Origin of the sequence: Streptomyces sp. NPDC001480 (assembly GCF_042894725.1) — a bacterium.
Taxonomy (GTDB): domain Bacteria; phylum Actinomycetota; class Actinomycetes; order Streptomycetales; family Streptomycetaceae; genus Streptomyces.
Map to the genome: position 1 here is coordinate 293,762 of NZ_JBIAVX010000004.1, position 17,535 is coordinate 311,296.

Genomic DNA, 17,535 nt, shown 5'->3' on the forward strand with positions numbered 1-17,535 from the left:
GAGGTTGGCGCCCGCGGCGTCAGCACCACGCGGGCCGTGTCACCGCAGCGCGGGATGGTCGGCGACCACCGTGCAGGAGCCCGGCGCGATCTCGGTGAAACCGGCGTCCCGCACCAACGGCAGGCCGGAGCGCGTCAGTTCGGCCCAGCGGGTGGGGGCGGCCGTGCGCACGGCCAGCGGGAAGCCCGCCTCGCGCCAGGCGGTGCGCTCCTCGTCGCCCAGCTCCCACCAGGCGAGCTGGGCCCCGTGACCGGCCTGGGCCATCGCCTTGCCCGCCGACATCGTCACGTCCGGGTTCAGCCACAGCACGGGCGCCGTGAGATCGGCGTCGACGGGCGGCTCCGGGTCGTCCAGTTCGGTGCCGGACACCTGGAGCTTGGCCAGGTCCTTGGGCCAGCCGTCCAGCGGGACCGGCGGGAAGACCCGCACCTGGGCGGACTTGCCCGTGACGGTGATGCCGGGCAACGCCTCCGCCCGCCGCCACTCGGCCCCCCGCGCCCGCCTGACCACCTTCCGGATCCGGGCGTCCTCCCAGTCCCGCATGGCCCGCGCCCACTCGCCGTCCGCCACCGACCGCTCGTCGCCGAGGATCGTGAGCACGGCACGGGCGGCGGTCTCCAGCGCGTCGGTACGCGCCGGCGGCGCGGCCTTCTCGATCCGCGCGACGAGGGGCAGCACGAACTGCGGAGCCTCGTCGCGCGCGGAGCGCTCGGCACGGAAGGGACTGTCGCCGGGAACGGTGGGATCACTGGTCACGTCATCCAGTCTGCCAGGCGGAAGATCCGTGCTCGCCCGCGTGTACGGACGGACGACTGCCCGGGAACGGAAGAGACGCGGAGGGTTCAGGAACGAGGATGACCACTCATGACACATGAGCTACGGCTGGAACGCGTGGGCCGCCGCTACGGCCTCGGCGGTCCCTGGGTGCTGCGCGACGTCCGGCTGACCGTCGCCCCCGGATCACTCACCCGCGTCGAAGGAGCCAACGGCACCGGCAAGTCCACGCTGCTGCGCCTGCTCGCCGGGATCGACGCCCCCACCGAGGGCCGTGTCACCGGCCGCCTCCGCACCGCCTACGTCCCGGAGAGATTCCCGTCGGCCCTGCCCTTCACCGCCGCCGGCTACCTGACCCACCTGGGCACCATCCACGGCCTGTCCCGCCGGGCCGCACCGCGCGCGGCGGCCGAATGGCTGGACCGCTTCGGCGCCGGAGCCTACGCCGCGACACCGATGGACCGGCTGTCCAAGGGCAGCAGCCAGAAGGTGGCGGTCGCGCAGGCGCTGCTCGCCGAGCCGGAACTGCTCGTGCTCGACGAGGCCTGGACCGGACTGGACACGGCGGCCCGGGCGGAGTTGGAGCGAGCGGTGGCCGAACGCGTCGCCGCCGGGGGCGCCGTGGTGTTCGTCGACCACGACCCGCGCCGCCTGGCGGACGCGGCCGACACGACGTACGCGGTCGTCGGCGGCACCCTCGAACACCGTACGGAACAGGCGACTTCACCGGCCGGACCGCACACGCTCCTCACCGTGCAGGGCCCGCCCGGCGGCCGCCTGCCCGACGAGGCGGCCCGGCTGGCCGGTACGGCCGAGGAGGCGCCGCCCGGCACCCACCGGCTGCGCGTTCCCGCGTCCCGTTCGGACGTCGTCCTGCGCGCCCTGCTGACGGCCCGCCCGCCCTGGCACGTGGTGAGCGTGCGCCCCGGACACCGTGATCCCGCCCCCGACCCCGAAAGCCGCCCATGACCGCCCTCCTGCGCTACCAGGCCGCCCTGCTGCTGCGCTCCCAGCGCTGGCTGCCGCCGTTCATCCTGTACGCGGCCTTCCTGGCCATCAGCGTGCAGGGCGGGCAGCCGGTGCTCGACTCGCTCGGCTACACCGCCGCCGCCCTGCTGCCGGTCGCCGCCTGGCTGGTGCGGATCTGCGTCACCAACGAGCCGCCCGCGGCCCGTACCTGCGTCGCCGCGGCGGCCGGACCCGGCAGGGCGCACCTCGCCTGCCTGCTGGTGGCCCTGACCGCGTCGTCGGCGCTCGGCACGGCGGCCGTCCTGGCCGTGACCTGGATCAGCGATCCGGCGAGCGTCGGGGGCAGGGTCCGCGTACCGCGGCTCGACGCCGGTGCCGCCGGAATCCTGGCCGCGCTGGCCTGCGCCCTGCTGGGCACGGCCGTCGGCGCCCTCACCAACTGGCCGCTGCTGCGCTCGCCCGGACGGGCCGTACCCACGATGCTGCTGGCCGCGCTGCTGGTGCTGGTCGTGGCCGGCTCCCCGGCGCAGGCGGCGGTGCAGGGACTGGTCACCGGCTCGCAGTCGGGGCACGTCCCGGTGCCGCTGCTGCCCCTGGCCGGTGCGGCCCTGGTCGCCGCCGCCTCCCTGGCCCTGGCCTGCGCGCTCACCACCCGCCGGTCACCCTGAGCAGGCGGTGCGCTGCGCCTCCTGCCTCCCCCACTCTCGGCTTCGCTCGAGCGGGGGGACCCCCATGCACACCGGGCAGAGCGTGATGCCCCTGTACGACTCCGGGTACTCCGTCGGCTCCCGGCACAGCACACTCCCCCACTCTCGGCTTCGCTCGAGCGGGGGGACCCCCATGGCGTACGGCGGCCCGTCCGCCCTGGGCGGCCTCGTGGCGTCGGCGATGGTGCAGTAGTCGCTGTCGCTGGTGTCGCTCATGCCTCCAGCGCAGGGCGGTCGGCGCGGTCAGTGCCGGGCGCCCGTGGCCCCGATCAGCTCCGAGACCTTCACGAACCGGTAGCCCCGCTTGCGCAGTTCCGGTACGACCGTGCGCACGACCCGTTCGGTCGTCGGGGCCGCGCTGCGCGTGCAGTGCATGACCACGACCGACCCCGGCTTCACCCCGTCCAGCACCTGCCGGACCACCGCGTCCGCGTCCGTGGCGAACGCGTCGCCGCTCACCACGTCCCACTGCACCGCGGTGACCCCGAGACCGCTCAGCGCGCGCAGTGCCTTCTGGTCGTAGCAGCCGCCGGGGAAGCGGAAGTACGGCATCGGGTGCGGCACGCCCGCCTTGCGGATGGCGGTGTACGCCCGCTCCACGTCCGAGCGCATCCGGTCCGCGGCCACGGTCGGCAGGCCGTAGCAGTCGCCGGTGAAGGCGTAGTGGCTGTAGGAGTGGTTGGCGACCTCGAACCGCGGGTCGTGGCCGAGGGAGCGGGCCTCGGCCGGGTACTGGTCCGCCCACCGGCCGGTCATGAAGACGGTGGCCGGCACCTTCAGCGCACGCAGCGTGGCGATCAGCGCGGGGTTGTCGAAGTGCTCGCCCGCCGCCGCGCGCGGCCCCTGGTCGGCCGTCATGTCGGCGTCGAAGGTCAGCGCGACCGTCTTGCCCCGGGTCCGCGGCCCGTGCTCGAAGACCGGGGTCAGGCCGCCCGGGCCGGGGGCGAGGGTGGGCGGGTGCGCGGCGGAGGGGGCGGGTCTGGCGGGCGCCGGGTGGCCGGCGCCGGGCGCCCCGGCGGTGCCGCAGGCGGCGAGGGCCGCGCTCAGGGCGCAGACGGCGGTCATGCGTCGTACGGATCTGATCACCGTACGAAAATAGGGCGAGCTTTCTCTAAATGTGACGATCTGATCTATGGTTCGACTGTGCGGTCACCCGCACGGCGGCAACCCCTCACACGTCCCGCTGCTCCAGCGGTTTGACCGCCGGGCCCTGGACCACCTTGCCGTCGACGTCGAAGCGGGAGCCGTGGCACGGGCACTCCCAGGCGCGTTCCGCCGAGTTGAAGGCGACCAGGCAGCCCAGGTGGGTGCAGCGGGCCGCGAGGGCGTGCAGGGTGCCGCCCTCGTCGCGGTGGACGGCCAGCCGTTCGTGCCCGGCGTGCACCACCGCGCCCTCGCCGGGGCGGATCTCGTCCAGGGACGGCGAGGACCGCAGCCGGTCCCCGACGAAGTGCCGGGCGACCTGCGCCTGGTGCTTGAGGAACGACGGGGCCTCCCGCACGGCCGACTTCACCCGCCGCGGGTCGTACAGCTCCGCCCACGGGCTGTCCCGGCCGGTGATCAGCGAGGTGAGCAGCAGCCCGGCCATCATGCCGCCGCTCAGCCCCCAGCCGCCGAAGCCGGTGGCGACGTACGTGTGCCGGGCGCCCGGGTGCAGCGGGCCCACCAGGGGCACGGTGTCGGTCGGATCGTTGTCCTGGGTGGCCCAGGCGTGGGTGAGCTCCACGCCGGGGAAGTGCTCGCCGGCCCAGGCCTCCAGACGCTCGAAGCGGGCCGGGGTGTCGCCGGTGCCGGGCGTGAAGTGCTCCCCGGTGACCACGAGCAGCCGCTGCCCGTCCGCACCCATCGGCGCGGTGCGCACCGAGCGGGTGTCCTCCTCCGGCGTGATGTACATGCCGCCGGGATCCCGGCTCGCGTCGAGCCGCCCGGCGACGACCAGTTCGCGGCGCGGGGAGAGACGGGTGAACAGCAGGGCCCGGTCGAAGACCGGATAGTGGGTGGCGACCACGACGTGCCGGGCGGTCACCGTGGCGCCCGAGGCGGTGGTCAGCTTGCACGGCTCGCCCTCCTCCAGGCCGGTGACCGTGGTGTCCTCGTACACCTGGCCGCCGCGCGCGAGCAGGTCCTCGGTGAGGGCCAGCAGGTACTTGCGCGGGTGGAACTGCACCTGCCCGGTCACCTCCACCGCGCCCGCCACCGCGAACGGCAGACCCGTCTCCGTCACGAACGAGGCCGGCAGCCCGGCCTCCCGGGCGGCCTCCGCCTCGGCCCGCACCTCGTCCACCCGGTCCCGGTCACGGACGAACGTGTAGGCGCTCCTGCGTTCCCAGTCGCACGCGATGTCCAGTTCCTCCACCAGCGCGGCGGCGTGCTCGATCGCCTCCGACTGGGAGCGGGCGTACAGCCGAGCGCCCTCGGCGCCCCGGGTGCGGCGCAGCTTGTCGTAGATCAGCGTGTGCTGCGCGGTCAGCTTGGCGGTGGTGTGCCCGGTGACCCCGGCCGCCACCCGCCGCGCCTCCAGCACCGCCACGCCGAGCCCGGCCCGCGCCAGCTCGTACGCCGTGCTCAGCCCGGCCACGCCCGCGCCGATCACGGCCACGTCGACGTCCAGGCCCTCGGTCAGGGCGGGGCGGGACGGGCCAGGTGCCGTCTCCAGCCAGTACGAACCGCTCAGGTGCCGGTGCTCAGTCATGGCCGCCGGGTACCCCGTCCCGGCCGGGTCGACCGTGCCCTGGCCGCGTACGCGTCAGCGACCGTAGTGTCCGGTCAGCGTTCCCCGGGCCAGGGTGTGGCCGGTCAGCGCACCGCGCACGGCGTCGGCGGTGGCACCGGCGGACAGGCCGTTCAGGGGCCGGTCGGTGGCGTACACCGAGAAGACGTACCGGTGCGGCCGGTCGCCCCTGGGCGGGCACGGGCCGCCGTAGCCGGTCTTCCCGAAGCCGTTGCGACCCTGGGTCGCGCCCGCCGGAACCCGTCCGGCGGCCAGCCGCGTCTCGTGCGGATCGATGTCCCACACCAGCCAGTGCGTGAACGTGCCGTGCGGGGCGTCGGGGTCCTCGACCAGGACGACCAGCGCGGCGGCGTCCGCCGGAACGCCGGTGAAGGCGAGCGGGGGCGACACGTCCTCGCCGTCACAGGTGTGCCGGCGGGGGATGGTGCCGCCTTCGGCGAAGGCGGGGCTCGTCACCGTGACGCGGCGCGTCGAGGTGGGGGAGGGCGCGGACGAGCCGCCGCCGGTGTCCGCGCAGCCGGAGACCACGCCCATCGCGGTGACCACCGTGAGGATCACGGAACCGGGTCGCATGCCGGGCATGCTAGCCGTGGTGGGGGAGCACGTCGTTGATCCCGGACGGCTGTTGTTCCGGCTGCTGTCCTGGCTGTTGTCCCGGTTGTTGTCCCTTCTCCAGGAACCGCAGCAGTTCCACCGGGATGGGCAGTACCAGGGTGGAGTTCTTCTCCGCCGCCACGGCCATCACCGTCTGAAGCAGCCGCAGCTGAAGGGCTGAGGGCGTGTCAGCCATCTGTTGCGCGGCCTCGGCGAGCTTCTTGGAGGCCTGGAGTTCGGCGTCGGCGTTGATGATCCTGGCCCGGCGCTCACGGTCGGCCTCCGCCTGGCGGGCCATGGAGCGCTTCATCGTGTCCGGCAGGGACACGTCCTTGATCTCCACCCGGTCGATGGTGACGCCCCATTCCACGGCCGGGCTGTCGATCATCAACTCGAGCCCTTGGTTGAGCTTTTCGCGATTGGACAGCAGGTCGTCCAGGTCGCTCTTGCCGATGATGGACCGAAGGGAGGTCTGCGCCATCTGGGAGACCGCGAACCGGTAGTCCTCGACCCTGATGATCGCGTTGACCGGGTCGACGACCTTGAAGTAGACGACGGCGTCCACCCGCACGGTCACGTTGTCGCGGGTGATGCCCTCCTGCGCGGGCACCGGCATCGTGACGATCTGCATGTTGACCTTGCGCAGCCGGTCGACCATGGGGATGATCATGGTGAAGCCCGGCGGCCGATGCGCGTCGCTGACCCGGCCCAGCCGGAAGACAACCCCACGCTCGTACTGCTTGACGACCCGCGCCGCGGCGGCCAGATACACCAGACCCGCGGCACCGGCCGCCACGATCACGCCCACCAGTTCCTGGATCATGACGACCTCCTCCACATCAGAGGCATCGTCTTGTAACGATATGCCCGCACCTGTCCCGAGGCCATGCCCTGACGGCGGAGCCGACGTCGGAGGCCGGACGCGTGCCGCGACGGCCCGGTGCCTGGTGCCCGCCGGGCCGGGGCCACCGTGGTGCGGCGGTCCCGGCCCGGGCGGGTGTGCCGGGCGGTCAGGCCGCCATCAGGCGTACCGGCTCCGTGCCCGCCGCGCTGTGACGTTCGGCCCAGTTCTCCAGGGCCGTACGGCAGGCGTGGTCGAGGTGGTGCAGGCCGGACAGGTCGAGCTGGACCGGGCGGTCCTGGGGGAGGGCCTCCAGACTGTCGAGGATCTTCGGCAGCCGCAGGAAGGTCGCGTTGCCGGTCAGGTACGCCTCGACCGGACCGGCGCCCTTGTCGACGACCTCCAGCTTCACGTGCGAGGCCTCCCAGGCGGTCTTGACGACGGCCAGCGCGAGCCCGATGAGCACACCCTCGAACATGCTGACCGCGACGATCGACACCGCCGTCACGGTGAGGACCACCGCCTCGCCGCGGTGCTCCCGCCACAGGGCGGCGAGCGCCCGAACGGGCACGAGCTTGGCGCCCGAGTAGATCAGGATGCCCGCGAGCGCCGGGATCGGGATGTAGCCGAGGACGTCCGGCAGCAGCGCCGCGAACAGCAGCAGCCAGACACCGTGCATCACCCGGGACGCCTTGGTGCGCGCGCCCGCCTGGACGTTCGCCGCGCTGCGCACGATCACCGCGGTCATCGGCAGCGCGCCGAGCAGCCCGCAGAGGGTGTTGCCCGCGCCCTGGGCGACGAGTTCCTTGTCGTACTCGGTGCGCGGGCCGTCGTGCAGCCGGTCCACCGCCGCCGCGCTGAACAGCGACTCGGCGGACGCGATCAGCGTGAACGCGACGATCGTGCCGAGCACCCCGACACCCGCCAGGTCCCCGAAGGAGCTCATCGGCGGCGGCTGGATCGAGTCGAGCAGTCCCTTGACCTCGACGGTGGCCACGGGCAGGGACAGGACCAGGGCGGCCAGCGTGGCGAGCCCGACCGCGGCGAGCGGGCCGGGGACCGTACGCACCTTCGCCGGCATGTACTTCCACAGCAGCAGCACCGCGATCGTGCCCGCGCCGAGCGCGAAGGACGCCATGGCCCCTGTGTTCCCGAGGGCGTCCGCGAACGCCCCGGGGAGCCCGGCTATCTTGCCCAGCCCCGAGTCGGGGGCCTTGGCGGCCAGTGCCGGGTAGAGCTGGCCGGCGATCAGCACCAGGCCGATACCGGCCAGCATGCCCTCGACGACGGACACGGAGATGGCCCGGAAGTAGCGGCCCAGCTTGAGCACGCCCATCAGGACCTGGAGCAGACCGGTGGCGAGCACGATGGCACCGAGCGCGGGCAGCCCGAACTCCTCCACCGCCTCGAACACCAGCACGGTCAGTCCGGCGGCCGGCCCCGACACCTGGAGGCTGCTGCCACGCATCAGCCCGGTGACGATGCCGCCCACGATGCCGGTGACCAGTCCGAGCTCGGCCGGGACTCCGGAGGCGACGGCCACGCCCACGCACAGCGGGAGCGCGACCAGGAACACGACGAGCGAGGCGGCGAAGTCCTGCTTCAGGTGCGGGAACCGGGACTTCGGGGGCGTCGGGGATATGGAGGTCACGTCGGTCATCCGCCCGCTCACAGGGACTCGAAGGTGTCGGTCTGCGGGCGGTGCGTCCGCACGGCGCCGGTGTGCACCTCGTAGTACCAGGCATGCAGGGCCAGCCGGCCCTGCGCCAGCTTCTCGGCGACGCACGGGTACGAGCGCAGTCGCAGCAGCTGGGTCAGGACGTGGCTCTGCACGCCCTCGGCGACCGTCGGGTCCTCCACGGCCCCCTTGGGCCGGGGTGTGGCGTGCGAGAGCCAGTCGCGCACGGCGGGCACGGCGTCGAGGTCGTCACCGCGCACCAGCGCGCCGACGGCTCCGCAGTGGGAGTGGCCGCAGACGACCACGTCGCGGACGCCGAGCACCTCGATCGCGTACTCGATGGTGGCCGCCTCGCTGGTGGGGTGCTCCGAGGCGTACGGCGGGACGATGTTGCCCGCGGTGCGCAGCTCGAAGAGCTCGCCGGGGCGGGCGCCCGTGATCAGGGCCGGGACGACCCGGGAATCGGAGCAGGTGATGAACAGCACCTGCGGGGACTGGCCTGCGGCGAGCTTGGCGAACTCCTCAGGGCGCTGTCCGAACGTACGGGCGTTGTCGATGAGGGGCTGCTGCATGTGTGTGGACTCCTCCTGGCGCGCCACGACGGCGCGTCGGGCTTGCACGACGGATGTGGGGGGATGCGGCGGGGACAGCACCCGCTCTCAGCAGCGGAAGACCTGCAACGCGGCGGGAGAGGGTGCTCTCACGGGTCTGGCTGTGCGGTGGTGCGTCCCACGGGGTGCGGCCGCCGGGTGCGCGGCCGCCGGGTCCCGGGTCGGCAGCGGGCGTTCGAGCGCCCACCCGGAGGCGGTGGTCCGGTGGCGGTTTCGGGTGTGCCGGGGACCGGCCGGATCCCCGGTGGAACTCAGATCGCGGAACGTGTCGGAACCGTCGCGTACCGGCTTCGAGGAGGACTTGATTCCGGGCTGAGCCTTGGCCGCCACCTGACTGAAAGTGTGCGCGGATGCGAAGCTTCCGGCGGGCGTGAAGAGCTGTAGCGCGAGCAGGGCGGCGGTGAGGAGCGAGATCACGGTCCGGGCCGTCGTACCTCGGAACATGCGCCCCCCTTCCCGCGTTCACGCCTCTGGTCCATGCCAAGGGTTGGTCAATGGATGGTCAAGAAGCACGTTAACCCTGCAAAGTTGTTTGCAGGGTTAACTCGGTGTTACGCGCCGAAGAGAGCGTGAAAAGCGCCGGTGGAGTGGCCTGAACTGATCCTTGACCGGCGTGTCTGATTGCGGTATCGGACCTACTCGGCCGTTACCAGGTCCTTGGCGTCCCTCGCGAGCGCGGTGAGGCGGGATATCGCGCGGAAGTACTTCTTGCGGTAGCCGCCGTTCAGCATCTCCTCGCTGAACAGCTGGTCGAACGGCAGCCCCGAGGCCAGGACCGGCACCTCGCGGTCGTAGAGCCGGTCCGCGAGGACGACGAGCCTGAGGGCGGTCGACTGGTCGGGAACCGGCCGCACCCCGGTGAGGCAGACGGCCCGCAGGCCGTCGGTCAGTGCGCCGTACCGGCTGGGGTGCACCTTGGCCAGGTGGTCCAGCAGGTGCGGGAAGTCGTCCAGCGACGCCCCCTCGGTGGCGTGCGCCGCCCGGGCCACCTGCTCGTCGGAGAACGGCGCCGGCGCCTCGGGCAGGCCGCGGTGGCGGTAGTCCTCGCCGTCGATGCGCAGGGCGCGGAAGTGGGCGGACAGGCCCTGGATCTCGCGCAGGAAGTCGGCCGCCGCGAACCGGCCCTCGCCGAGCTTGCCGGGCAGTGTGTTGGAGGTGGCCGCGAGCGCCACGCCCGCCTCGACCAGCTTGCCGAGCAGCGTGGACACCAGGACGGTGTCGCCCGGGTCGTCGAGCTCGAACTCGTCGATGCACAGCAGGCTGTGCCCGGAGAGCGTCTGCACCGTCTTCTGGAAGCCGAGCGCGCCGACCAGGTTCGTCAGTTCGACGAACGTGCCGAACGCCTTGCGGGAGGGGTCGGCCGGGGCGGCGTGCCAGAGGGAAGCGAGGAGGTGGGTCTTGCCGACGCCGTAGCCGCCGTCCAGGTAGACACCGCGGGGACCGGCCGGGGCCTTGGCGGCCTTCGCCCTGCCGAAGCCGAACAGCCCGCGCTTGGCGGTGCCGCCCGCGGGCGTGCCCCCGATCCCGGCCGCGAAGCCCTCCAGCACCCGTACCGCCTCGGTCTGGCTCGGCTGGTTCGGGTCCGGGATGTACGTGGCGAAGCGCACCGAGTCGAAGCGCGGCGGTGGCACCATCTCGGCGACCAGCCGGTCCGCGGGGACGTGCGGCTCGCGCGCGCACAGGGACATCGGGGCCCCGTCGGTCAGGGGGCTGAAACCGGACGCGGAGGCGGCTGTGGAGGACGACACGGTTCCCCATGCTAAGCGGCGTGGAACACTGCACGGCATGCGACGCCTGTTCCCTGTGACCGACGAAACACCCTCGGCGGTGCCTGCTCCCGATGTTCTCGTCGACCGTGAGTGGAGCCTCGCCGAGCTCGCCGCCGCCTACGCCTACCCCGAGCCGGCCTCACCGGGAGGCCCGGTGCCCTGGCTCCGGGCCAACATGGTGTCCACCCTCGACGGTGCCGCCCAGCACGATGGCCGCTCGCACCCCATCTCCAACGCGACCGACATGCGGATCTTCGGCACGCTGCGGGCGCTGGCCGATGTCGTGGTCGTGGGCGCGGAAACGGTACGTCAGGAGGGGTACCGCCCGGCCCGGGAGCGCGCGGAGTTCGCGGGGCTGCGGGCCGCGGCCGGACAGAGCCCCGCCCCGGCGATCGCGGTCGTCACCGCCGGCCTGGACCTCGACTTCTCCCTCCCCCTGTTCACCTCGCCCCTCGTGCCCACCCTGATCCTGACCGGCGCCGCGGCGGCCCCCGACCGGGTCGCCGCCGCCGAGAAGGCGGGCGCCCGCGTGGTGATCGCGGGCGACGGCGTCGGCGTGGACCCGGCCCGCGCCGTCCAGGCCCTCGCCGGCCTCGGCCACACCCGGCTGCTCACCGAGGGCGGCCCCCGGCTGCTCGGCCAGCTCGTGGCCGCCGAGGTGCTCGACGAGCTCTGTCTGACCGTCTCCCCGATGCTCACCGCGGGGGACGCGCAGCGCATCGCCGGGGGGCCGTCGGTCGACGTGCCCCGGCGGTTCGAGCTCGTGTCCCTGCTGGAGGAGACCGGGTTCCTGTTCAGTCGCTACCGTCGGTCCTGAGAATCCGTGCGATCACGGGGCAGGATGGTTTCCGCAGGGCCCGTCGGGGCCCTCGCCGAAGAAGCCGTAGAAGAGGCCCGCGGGTGCGCGAAGGAGAAGGGGCGCTGGTGTTCACAAGCGTATTGATGATCGAGAAGGCCCTGACGTCCGCGGACGTGGAGTTCGTCACCACCCTGCACGGGGACGAGCAGGTCGCCTTCCACGTACTGCTCCAGCCGCGCGGCGACCAGGCCGACCGCCTGCTCAGGGCCATCGACGACATCGCGCTCGGCGAGCTCGACGAGGCCGCCCGCGAGGGCGCCACCCCCGAGGGCGACGACGCGAAGGCGCTCGGGGAGCAGGCCCTGGACGTGTCCCTCACGGCGCTGCGCACGGCGGGCAGCGAGGCGGAGGGGCGGCTGGTCGAGGACCATCCGCTGGACGCGCTCAAGACCCTCGTCGACGAGGTGGACGCGGACGAGGTGATCGTGCTGACCGACCCCCACTACGTGGAGGAGTTCTTCCACCGCGACTGGGCCTCACGGGCCCGGCACAAGGTGGGGGTACCGGTGCTCAAGCTCTTCTCGCACAGCAAGGCCTAGGGCGGGGTGGCCCCCGCTATAGGGTGGGGGCGCTCACCGACGTACCGGATCTTGGGAGATACGCGCATGGCACCCGGCCTTCCCCCCGCCATGGACCGACCGCACTTCATCGGCATCGGCGGCGCCGGGATGTCGGGTATCGCGAAGATCCTCGCGCAGCGCGGGGCCAAGGTGGCCGGCAGCGACGCGAAGGAGTCGGCGACCGCCGAGGCGCTGCGGGCGCTGGGCGCGACCGTGCACATCGGGCACGCGGCGGAGCACCTCGCCGACGACGCGAGCTGCGTGGTCGTGTCGTCCGCGATCCGGAAGGACAACCCGGAGCTCGCCCGCGCCGCCGAACTGGGCATCCCGGTCGTGCACCGCTCCGACGCCCTCGCCGCCCTGATGGACGGCCTGCGCCCGATCGCCGTGGCGGGCACCCATGGCAAGACCACCACGACGTCGATGCTGGCGGTGTCGCTGACCGAACTGGGCCTGGGCCCGTCGTACGCCATCGGCGGCGACCTGGACGCGCCCGGCTCCAACGCCCTGCACGGCGAGGGCGACATCTTCGTCGCCGAGGCGGACGAATCGGACCGCAGCTTCCACAAGTACGCCCCCGAGGTCGCGATCGTCCTCAACGTGGAGCTGGACCACCACGCCAACTACGCCTCGATGGACGAGATCTACGAGTCCTTCGAGACCTTCGCGGCCCGGATCGTGCCCGGCGGCACCCTGGTGATCTCCGCCGACCACGAGGGCGCCCGGGAGCTGACCCGGCGGCTGGCCGGATCGGTCAGGACGGTGACGTACGGCGAGGCGGCGGACGCCGACGTACGCGTGCTGTCGGTCGTCCCGCAGGGCCTGAAGAGCGAGGTCACCGCCGTCCTGGACGGGCAGGAGCTCACCTTCACGGTCTCCGTGCCCGGCCGCCACTACGCGCTCAACGCGGTGGCCGCGCTCGCGGCGGGCGCGGCGCTGGGCGTCCCGGCCGCCGAGCTGGCCCCCGCGCTGGCCGCGTACACCGGTGTCAAGCGGCGCCTCCAGCTCAAGGGCGAGGCGGCCGGCGTCCAGGTGATCGACTCCTACGCCCACCACCCCACGGAGATGACCGCCGACCTCGAGGCGATGCGCGCCGCCGCGGGCGACGCCCGGATCCTGGTCCTCTTCCAGCCGCACCTGTTCTCCCGCACCCAGGAACTGGGCACCGAGATGGGCCGGTCCCTGGCCCTCGCGGACGCCTCGGTCGTCCTCGACATCTACCCGGCCCGCGAGGACCCGATCCCCGGCGTCACCAGCGACCTGATCATCGAGGCGGCGCGGGCGGCGGGCGCGGACGTCACGGCCGGCCACGACAAGGAGCGGGCGCCGGCGGTGATCGCGGGAATGGCGAAGGCCGGTGATCTCGTTCTCACCATGGGCGCGGGCGATGTCACCGACCTCGGCCCGCGGATCCTGGACCAGCTGTCGAAGTGAGGGGCTGAGGCTCATGTCGTACGACGTTGAGAAGCCGGACGAGCAGTGGCGCGCGGAGCTGAACCCGGCCGAGTACGCGGTGCTGCGGCAGGCCGCCACCGAGCCCGCCTTCACCGGTGAGTACACCGACACCAAGACCGAGGGCGTGTACTCCTGTCGCGCCTGCGGTGCCGAACTGTTCACCTCCACCACCAAGTTCGAGTCCCACTGCGGCTGGCCGTCCTTCTACGACCCGAAGGACACCGACGCCGTGGAACTCATCGAGGACCGCTCCCACGGCATGGTCCGCACGGAGGTCCGCTGCGCCCGCTGCGGTTCCCACCTCGGCCACGTCTTCGAGGGCGAGGGCTATCCGACCCCGACGGACCAGCGGTACTGCATCAACAGCATCTCCCTGCGGCTGACTCCGGACGAGGGCTGAGTCCCCGGGAGTCACCCGTGCCGTGTCCGAGCCGGTTCGAGAGACTGTGGGGGTGAGGGCCGTCGCGCGCTGGATCCAGTCCCGCCGCAGAACCGTGGTGGCCGCCCGGGCGAGCCGCGGGCACGGTTCCGCGCGCGAGAACGGCGCTCCGGCCGGGGCGAAGGAGCTGCGCGACGCGGTGGCCGGGATCGGGACCACGCTGGACGAGCGGACGACCTGCGCGGAACTGACCCGGGCGGCGGTCCGGCTGGCCGGTGGCGCGGCCGCGGTGCTGCGCGGGACCGGCGACACCCTCTCCGGGTACGAGTCGGTCACCGGGCATCCCGGCCTGCTGCCGGACGTCCGGTGGGCCACGGCGGTGGGCCGCGAGGCCGTCACCCCGGCGGCCGACGGCCGGGCCGAGCCGTGGACCCGGCAGCCGGCCCCGGGGCGCGCCCGGCCGGCGCTGTGCCTGCCGCTCACCACCGGGGAGAACCGTTTCGGCGTGCTGGTCTGCGCCCGCGAAGTGGCGCCCTTCGCCCGCCCCGAGGCCGAGCAGCTCGCCCTCCTCGCCGAACGCGCGGCGTCCCACATCCGGCACGCCCGCGAGTACGAACGGGTCAACCGCACCGCCGTCGACCTCCAGCGCGCCCTGCTCGCCGAGCCCGGCCGCCCGCACCCCAACCTGGACGTCGCCATCCGCTACCTGCCCGTGGGCGGCCGCGCGCTGGTCGGCGGCGACTGGTGCGAGACCGTACGGCTGCACTACGGGCGCACGCTGCTGGTCGTCGGCGACGTCATGGGACACGGCCTGGAGGCGGCCGTCGACATGAACGCCTACCGCTCCTCCCTGCGCGCCATCGCCTCCGCCGACCTGCCGCCGCACCGCGTCCTGCGCCAGATGGACGACATCGCCTCCCGCGAGGCCGACCGCAGACCGGCCACCTGCCTCCTCGTCCGCGTCGACCCCGGCCGCCGCCAGATCACCCTGGCCGGCGCCGGACACCTCCCACCGGCCCTGATCACCCGGTCCGGCACGGTCTCCCTGCTGCCCGTCCCGGTCGGCCCGCCCCTCGGCACCGGCTTCGGCGGCTACGAGTCGGCCACCTACGAGTTGGCCCCCGACCAGACCCTGCTCCTGTTCACCGACGGCCTCGTCGAACACCGGGGAGAGGACATCGACCACTCCCTGCACCGCCTGTCCGGCCTCCGCTTCACCGCCGGGGCAGCCGTCGACGACCTCCTCGAGACGATCCTCACCCGCCTCGACGCCCGCAACGCCGAGGACGACGTCGCCGTACTCGCGGCCCGCCCCCACCTGCTGCCCCGGGAGGCCGTCACCGCGACGGGGACAGCGGCGGGCACGGGGGCGGCGGGCCGGTGACGAGTACGGCGCTCAGAACGGAGCCGCGACGGGCAACCGGACCGTGAACACGGTCGCGCCCTCGCCGCCGCCCAGCGCGAGCGTCCCCCCGTGCGCCTCCACCAGCGCCCGGGCCACCGACAGACCCAGCCCGCTGCCGCCCCGGTCCCGGCTGCGGGCCTTGTCGACGCGGTAGAAGCGGTCGAAGACGCGGGCGCGGTCGGCGGCGGGTATGCCGGGGCCGGAGTCGCTGACCCGCACGGCCACCGTGCCGGCCTCGCGGAAAACCATCACGGACACCTCGGTCCCGGCCGGCGTGTGCACCGCCGCGTTGGTCAGCAGGTTGTCCAGGACCTGCCGGATCCGCAGGGGATCCAGGCGCAGCTTCACCGCTTCGGGCCCGGTGCCGACGGTCAGCGGACGGTCCGGGTGGCCCGCGCGGAAGGCGTCCGCCGCCTCCCGCACCAGCTCCGTGAGGTCGGCGTCCGCCGGGCGCAGCGGCGCCTCCACCTCGGCCGCGTCCAGCCGGGCGAGGAGCAGCAGATCATCGAGGAGCACACCCATCCGGGCGGCCTCGGCGCGCAGCCGGGCCAGGTGGCGGTCACGTTCGGCGGGCTCGTTGGCGGCCGCGTACTGGAAGAGGTCCGCGTAGCCCCGTACCGACATCAGCGGGGTGCGCAACTCGTGCGAGGCGTCCGCGACGAAGCGGCGCAGCCGCTGCTCCGCCTCCGCGCGCACCGCGAGGGAGGCGTCGATGTGCTCCAGCATGGTGTTGAAGGCGGTGCGCAGCTCCTCCACCTCCGGGCCGCCGCCGGGGGCGTCCGCGCGCAGCGGCAGCCGGGCCGCCGACTCCGTCAGGTCGTGCGAGGCGATGCCGTGGGCGGTCGTCGCCATGTCGCTCAGCGGTTGCAGGCCGCGCCGCAGCATCTTGCGGCCGAAGACCACCAGGGCCAGCAGCGCCAGCGCGAACGCCACCACCTGCACCACGACCAGCCGGCGCACCGTCCCCTCGACGTCCGCCAGCGGTGCCGCGCTGACCAGCACCACCCCGGGCTCCACCTCGCAGGCCCGCAGCCGGTAGGTGCCCTCGCCGGAGATGTCCGCGGTGCGCGAGACCTCCGTGCCCGAGTGGGCCCGCGCCTCGGCGAGCGCGGTGAGCGCGCGGGTGTCGTCCGGCACGTCGGCCGGCCTGCGCAGCACCGCCGAACCGCCGGAGACGTCGTACACCGCCGTGTACCAGCCGTAGTACGGCTTGCGGCGGACCGTGCCGTGGGTGAACGCGTCCTTGGTCTGCACGGTCTGGACGAGCTTCAGCTGCTGGGCCAGCTGCTGCTGGAGGTAGTCGCGCATGTACATGGTCAGCGCCGTGCCGACCACCGCGAACACCACCAGCGACAGCGCGCCCAGGCCCAGCGCCAGCCGGGTGCCCAGGCGCAGTCTGCGGTGTGCGTGGCGCAGACCGTGTACCTCTCGGCTCACTCGGCCGCCTGCCGGACGACGTACCCGAAGCCCCGCACGGTCTGGATCAGCGGCTCCCCGCCGGTCCCGTCGAGCTTGCGGCGCAGCCGGCTGATGACCAGCTCCACGACGTTGGAGCGGCCCCCGAAGCCGTACTCCCACACATGGTCGAGGATCTGCGCCTTGGTGAGCACCGTCGGGGACTTGCGCATCAGATAGCGCAGGACCTCGAACTCGGTGGGGGTGAGGGACAGGAGCCGGTCGCCGCGCCGCACCTCCCGGGTGTCCTCGTCGATCGTCAGATCGGCGACCCGGACGACCGAGCGCTGGAAACCCGGTCCGGCGCTGCGCCGCAGCACCGTGCGCAGCCGGGCCATCAGCTCCTCCACCGCGAACGGCTTGACCAGGTAGTCGTCCCCGCCCCGGGTCAGCCCCGCGACCCGGTCGGCGATGCCGTCGCGCGCGGTGAGGAACACCACCGGCACCATCGTCCCCGAGCGGCGCAGCCGGTCGAGCACGCCGAAGCCGTCCACGTCGGGCAGCATCAGGTCCAGGACGACGATGTCCGGGCGGAACCCGGTGGCCTTCGTCAGCGCCTCCTCACCGGAGTAGGCGGTCACCGCCTCCCAGCCCTCGTACCGGGCGACCGTGGCCACCAGGTCGGCGATCGGCGGGTCGTCGTCCACGACGAGGAGTCGTACTTTTTCCACCCGCTCATCCTCCCTGCCCTGCCTCCCGGCGCCAGCCCCGCCCGATCCCACCGGCCACATCGATATCCAGTTGAAAG

The 17,535-nt window shown here is 73.3% G+C and carries 19 protein-coding genes; 7 read left to right on the plus strand and 12 right to left on the minus strand.

What is annotated here, in order from left to right:
- Positions 1-39: 39 nt before the first annotated feature.
- Positions 40-756: a peptidyl-tRNA hydrolase gene (locus ACFY01_RS11615; protein WP_390735500.1), complete on the minus strand. Its 717-nt coding sequence runs from the start codon at positions 754-756 to the stop codon at positions 40-42.
- A 108-nt stretch (positions 757-864) separates the two neighbouring features.
- Between ACFY01_RS11615 and ACFY01_RS11620 the strand changes: the two genes are divergently transcribed.
- Together ACFY01_RS11620 and ACFY01_RS11625 are read left to right on the plus strand one after the other, a co-directional pair.
- Positions 865-1,743, plus strand: a complete 879-nt coding sequence (locus tag ACFY01_RS11620; RefSeq protein WP_390735501.1) for an ATP-binding cassette domain-containing protein — start codon at positions 865-867, stop codon at positions 1,741-1,743.
- Positions 1,740-2,411, plus strand: a complete 672-nt coding sequence (locus ACFY01_RS11625; RefSeq protein WP_390735502.1) for an ABC transporter — start codon at positions 1,740-1,742, stop codon at positions 2,409-2,411. Before ACFY01_RS11620 ends, ACFY01_RS11625 begins: the two co-directional genes overlap by 4 nt.
- Here the strand turns inward: ACFY01_RS11625 and ACFY01_RS11630 are convergent.
- The 9 genes from ACFY01_RS11630 to zapE form a co-directional block, all read right to left on the minus strand.
- Positions 2,403-2,666 carry a hypothetical protein gene (locus ACFY01_RS11630; RefSeq protein ID WP_390735503.1) on the minus strand — a complete coding sequence of 88 codons (264 nt, stop codon included), beginning with the start codon at positions 2,664-2,666 and terminating at the stop codon, positions 2,403-2,405. The genes ACFY01_RS11625 and ACFY01_RS11630 overlap by 9 nt on opposite strands.
- Before the next feature lie 27 nt (positions 2,667-2,693).
- Complete coding sequence (locus ACFY01_RS11635; RefSeq protein ID WP_390735504.1) at positions 2,694-3,536, minus strand: polysaccharide deacetylase family protein; 843 nt, start codon at positions 3,534-3,536, stop codon at positions 2,694-2,696.
- Between the two features lie 85 nt (positions 3,537-3,621).
- The gene (locus ACFY01_RS11640; RefSeq protein WP_390735505.1) at positions 3,622-5,142 is read right to left on the minus strand and encodes an FAD-dependent oxidoreductase; all 1,521 of its coding nucleotides are present in this window, start codon (positions 5,140-5,142) and stop codon (positions 3,622-3,624) included.
- 54 nt (positions 5,143-5,196) lie between these two features.
- On the minus strand, positions 5,197-5,754 hold the full coding sequence (locus tag ACFY01_RS11645) for a YbhB/YbcL family Raf kinase inhibitor-like protein (RefSeq protein ID WP_390735506.1): 558 nt from the start codon (positions 5,752-5,754) through the stop codon (positions 5,197-5,199).
- A gap of 10 nt (positions 5,755-5,764) precedes the next feature.
- Positions 5,765-6,598, minus strand: coding sequence for a slipin family protein (locus tag ACFY01_RS11650; RefSeq protein WP_390735507.1), 834 nt, complete (start codon positions 6,596-6,598; stop codon positions 5,765-5,767).
- Between the two features lie 187 nt (positions 6,599-6,785).
- Positions 6,786-8,276 (minus strand): SulP family inorganic anion transporter, encoded by a 1,491-nt coding sequence (locus ACFY01_RS11655; RefSeq protein ID WP_390735508.1) that lies wholly within the window; start codon positions 8,274-8,276, stop codon positions 6,786-6,788.
- Between the two features lie 8 nt (positions 8,277-8,284).
- Entirely contained in the window at positions 8,285-8,866 is a 582-nt protein-coding gene (locus ACFY01_RS11660; RefSeq protein ID WP_390735509.1) for a carbonic anhydrase, read from the minus strand.
- Between the two features lie 87 nt (positions 8,867-8,953).
- Positions 8,954-9,349, minus strand: coding sequence for a hypothetical protein (locus tag ACFY01_RS11665; RefSeq protein WP_390735510.1), 396 nt, complete (start codon positions 9,347-9,349; stop codon positions 8,954-8,956).
- Positions 9,350-9,540: 191 nt separating this feature from the next.
- On the minus strand, positions 9,541-10,692 hold the full coding sequence (gene zapE / locus ACFY01_RS11670; protein WP_390735511.1) for a cell division protein ZapE: 1,152 nt from the start codon (positions 10,690-10,692) through the stop codon (positions 9,541-9,543).
- Here zapE and ACFY01_RS11675 point away from each other — a divergent pair.
- The 5 genes from ACFY01_RS11675 (at position 10,691) to ACFY01_RS11695 (ending at position 15,311) form a co-directional block, all read left to right on the plus strand.
- Positions 10,691-11,491 carry a pyrimidine reductase family protein gene (locus ACFY01_RS11675; RefSeq protein WP_390735512.1) on the plus strand — a complete coding sequence of 267 codons (801 nt, stop codon included), beginning with the start codon at positions 10,691-10,693 and terminating at the stop codon, positions 11,489-11,491. The genes zapE and ACFY01_RS11675 overlap by 2 nt on opposite strands.
- Before the next feature lie 107 nt (positions 11,492-11,598).
- On the plus strand, positions 11,599-12,072 hold the full coding sequence (locus ACFY01_RS11680) for an indole-3-glycerol phosphate synthase (RefSeq protein ID WP_390735513.1): 474 nt from the start codon (positions 11,599-11,601) through the stop codon (positions 12,070-12,072).
- Positions 12,073-12,138: 66 nt separating this feature from the next.
- Entirely contained in the window at positions 12,139-13,527 is a 1,389-nt protein-coding gene (murC, locus tag ACFY01_RS11685; protein ID WP_390735514.1) for a UDP-N-acetylmuramate--L-alanine ligase, read from the plus strand.
- Positions 13,528-13,540: 13 nt separating this feature from the next.
- A complete protein-coding gene (gene msrB / locus ACFY01_RS11690) occupies positions 13,541-13,948 on the plus strand; it encodes a peptide-methionine (R)-S-oxide reductase MsrB (protein WP_390735515.1) in 408 nt (135 codons plus the stop codon).
- Positions 13,949-14,000: 52 nt separating this feature from the next.
- Positions 14,001-15,311 (plus strand): PP2C family protein-serine/threonine phosphatase, encoded by a 1,311-nt coding sequence (locus ACFY01_RS11695; protein ID WP_390735516.1) that lies wholly within the window; start codon positions 14,001-14,003, stop codon positions 15,309-15,311.
- Between the two features lie 12 nt (positions 15,312-15,323).
- Here the strand turns inward: ACFY01_RS11695 and ACFY01_RS11700 are convergent, their stop codons facing one another.
- Both ACFY01_RS11700 and ACFY01_RS11705 read right to left on the minus strand, forming a co-directional pair.
- Entirely contained in the window at positions 15,324-16,769 is a 1,446-nt protein-coding gene (locus ACFY01_RS11700) for a sensor histidine kinase (protein ID WP_390735517.1), read from the minus strand.
- Complete coding sequence (locus ACFY01_RS11705) at positions 16,766-17,458, minus strand: response regulator transcription factor (RefSeq protein ID WP_390735518.1); 693 nt, start codon at positions 17,456-17,458, stop codon at positions 16,766-16,768. The genes ACFY01_RS11700 and ACFY01_RS11705 overlap by 4 nt, the downstream gene beginning before the upstream one ends.
- Positions 17,459-17,535: the final 77 nt, after the last annotated feature.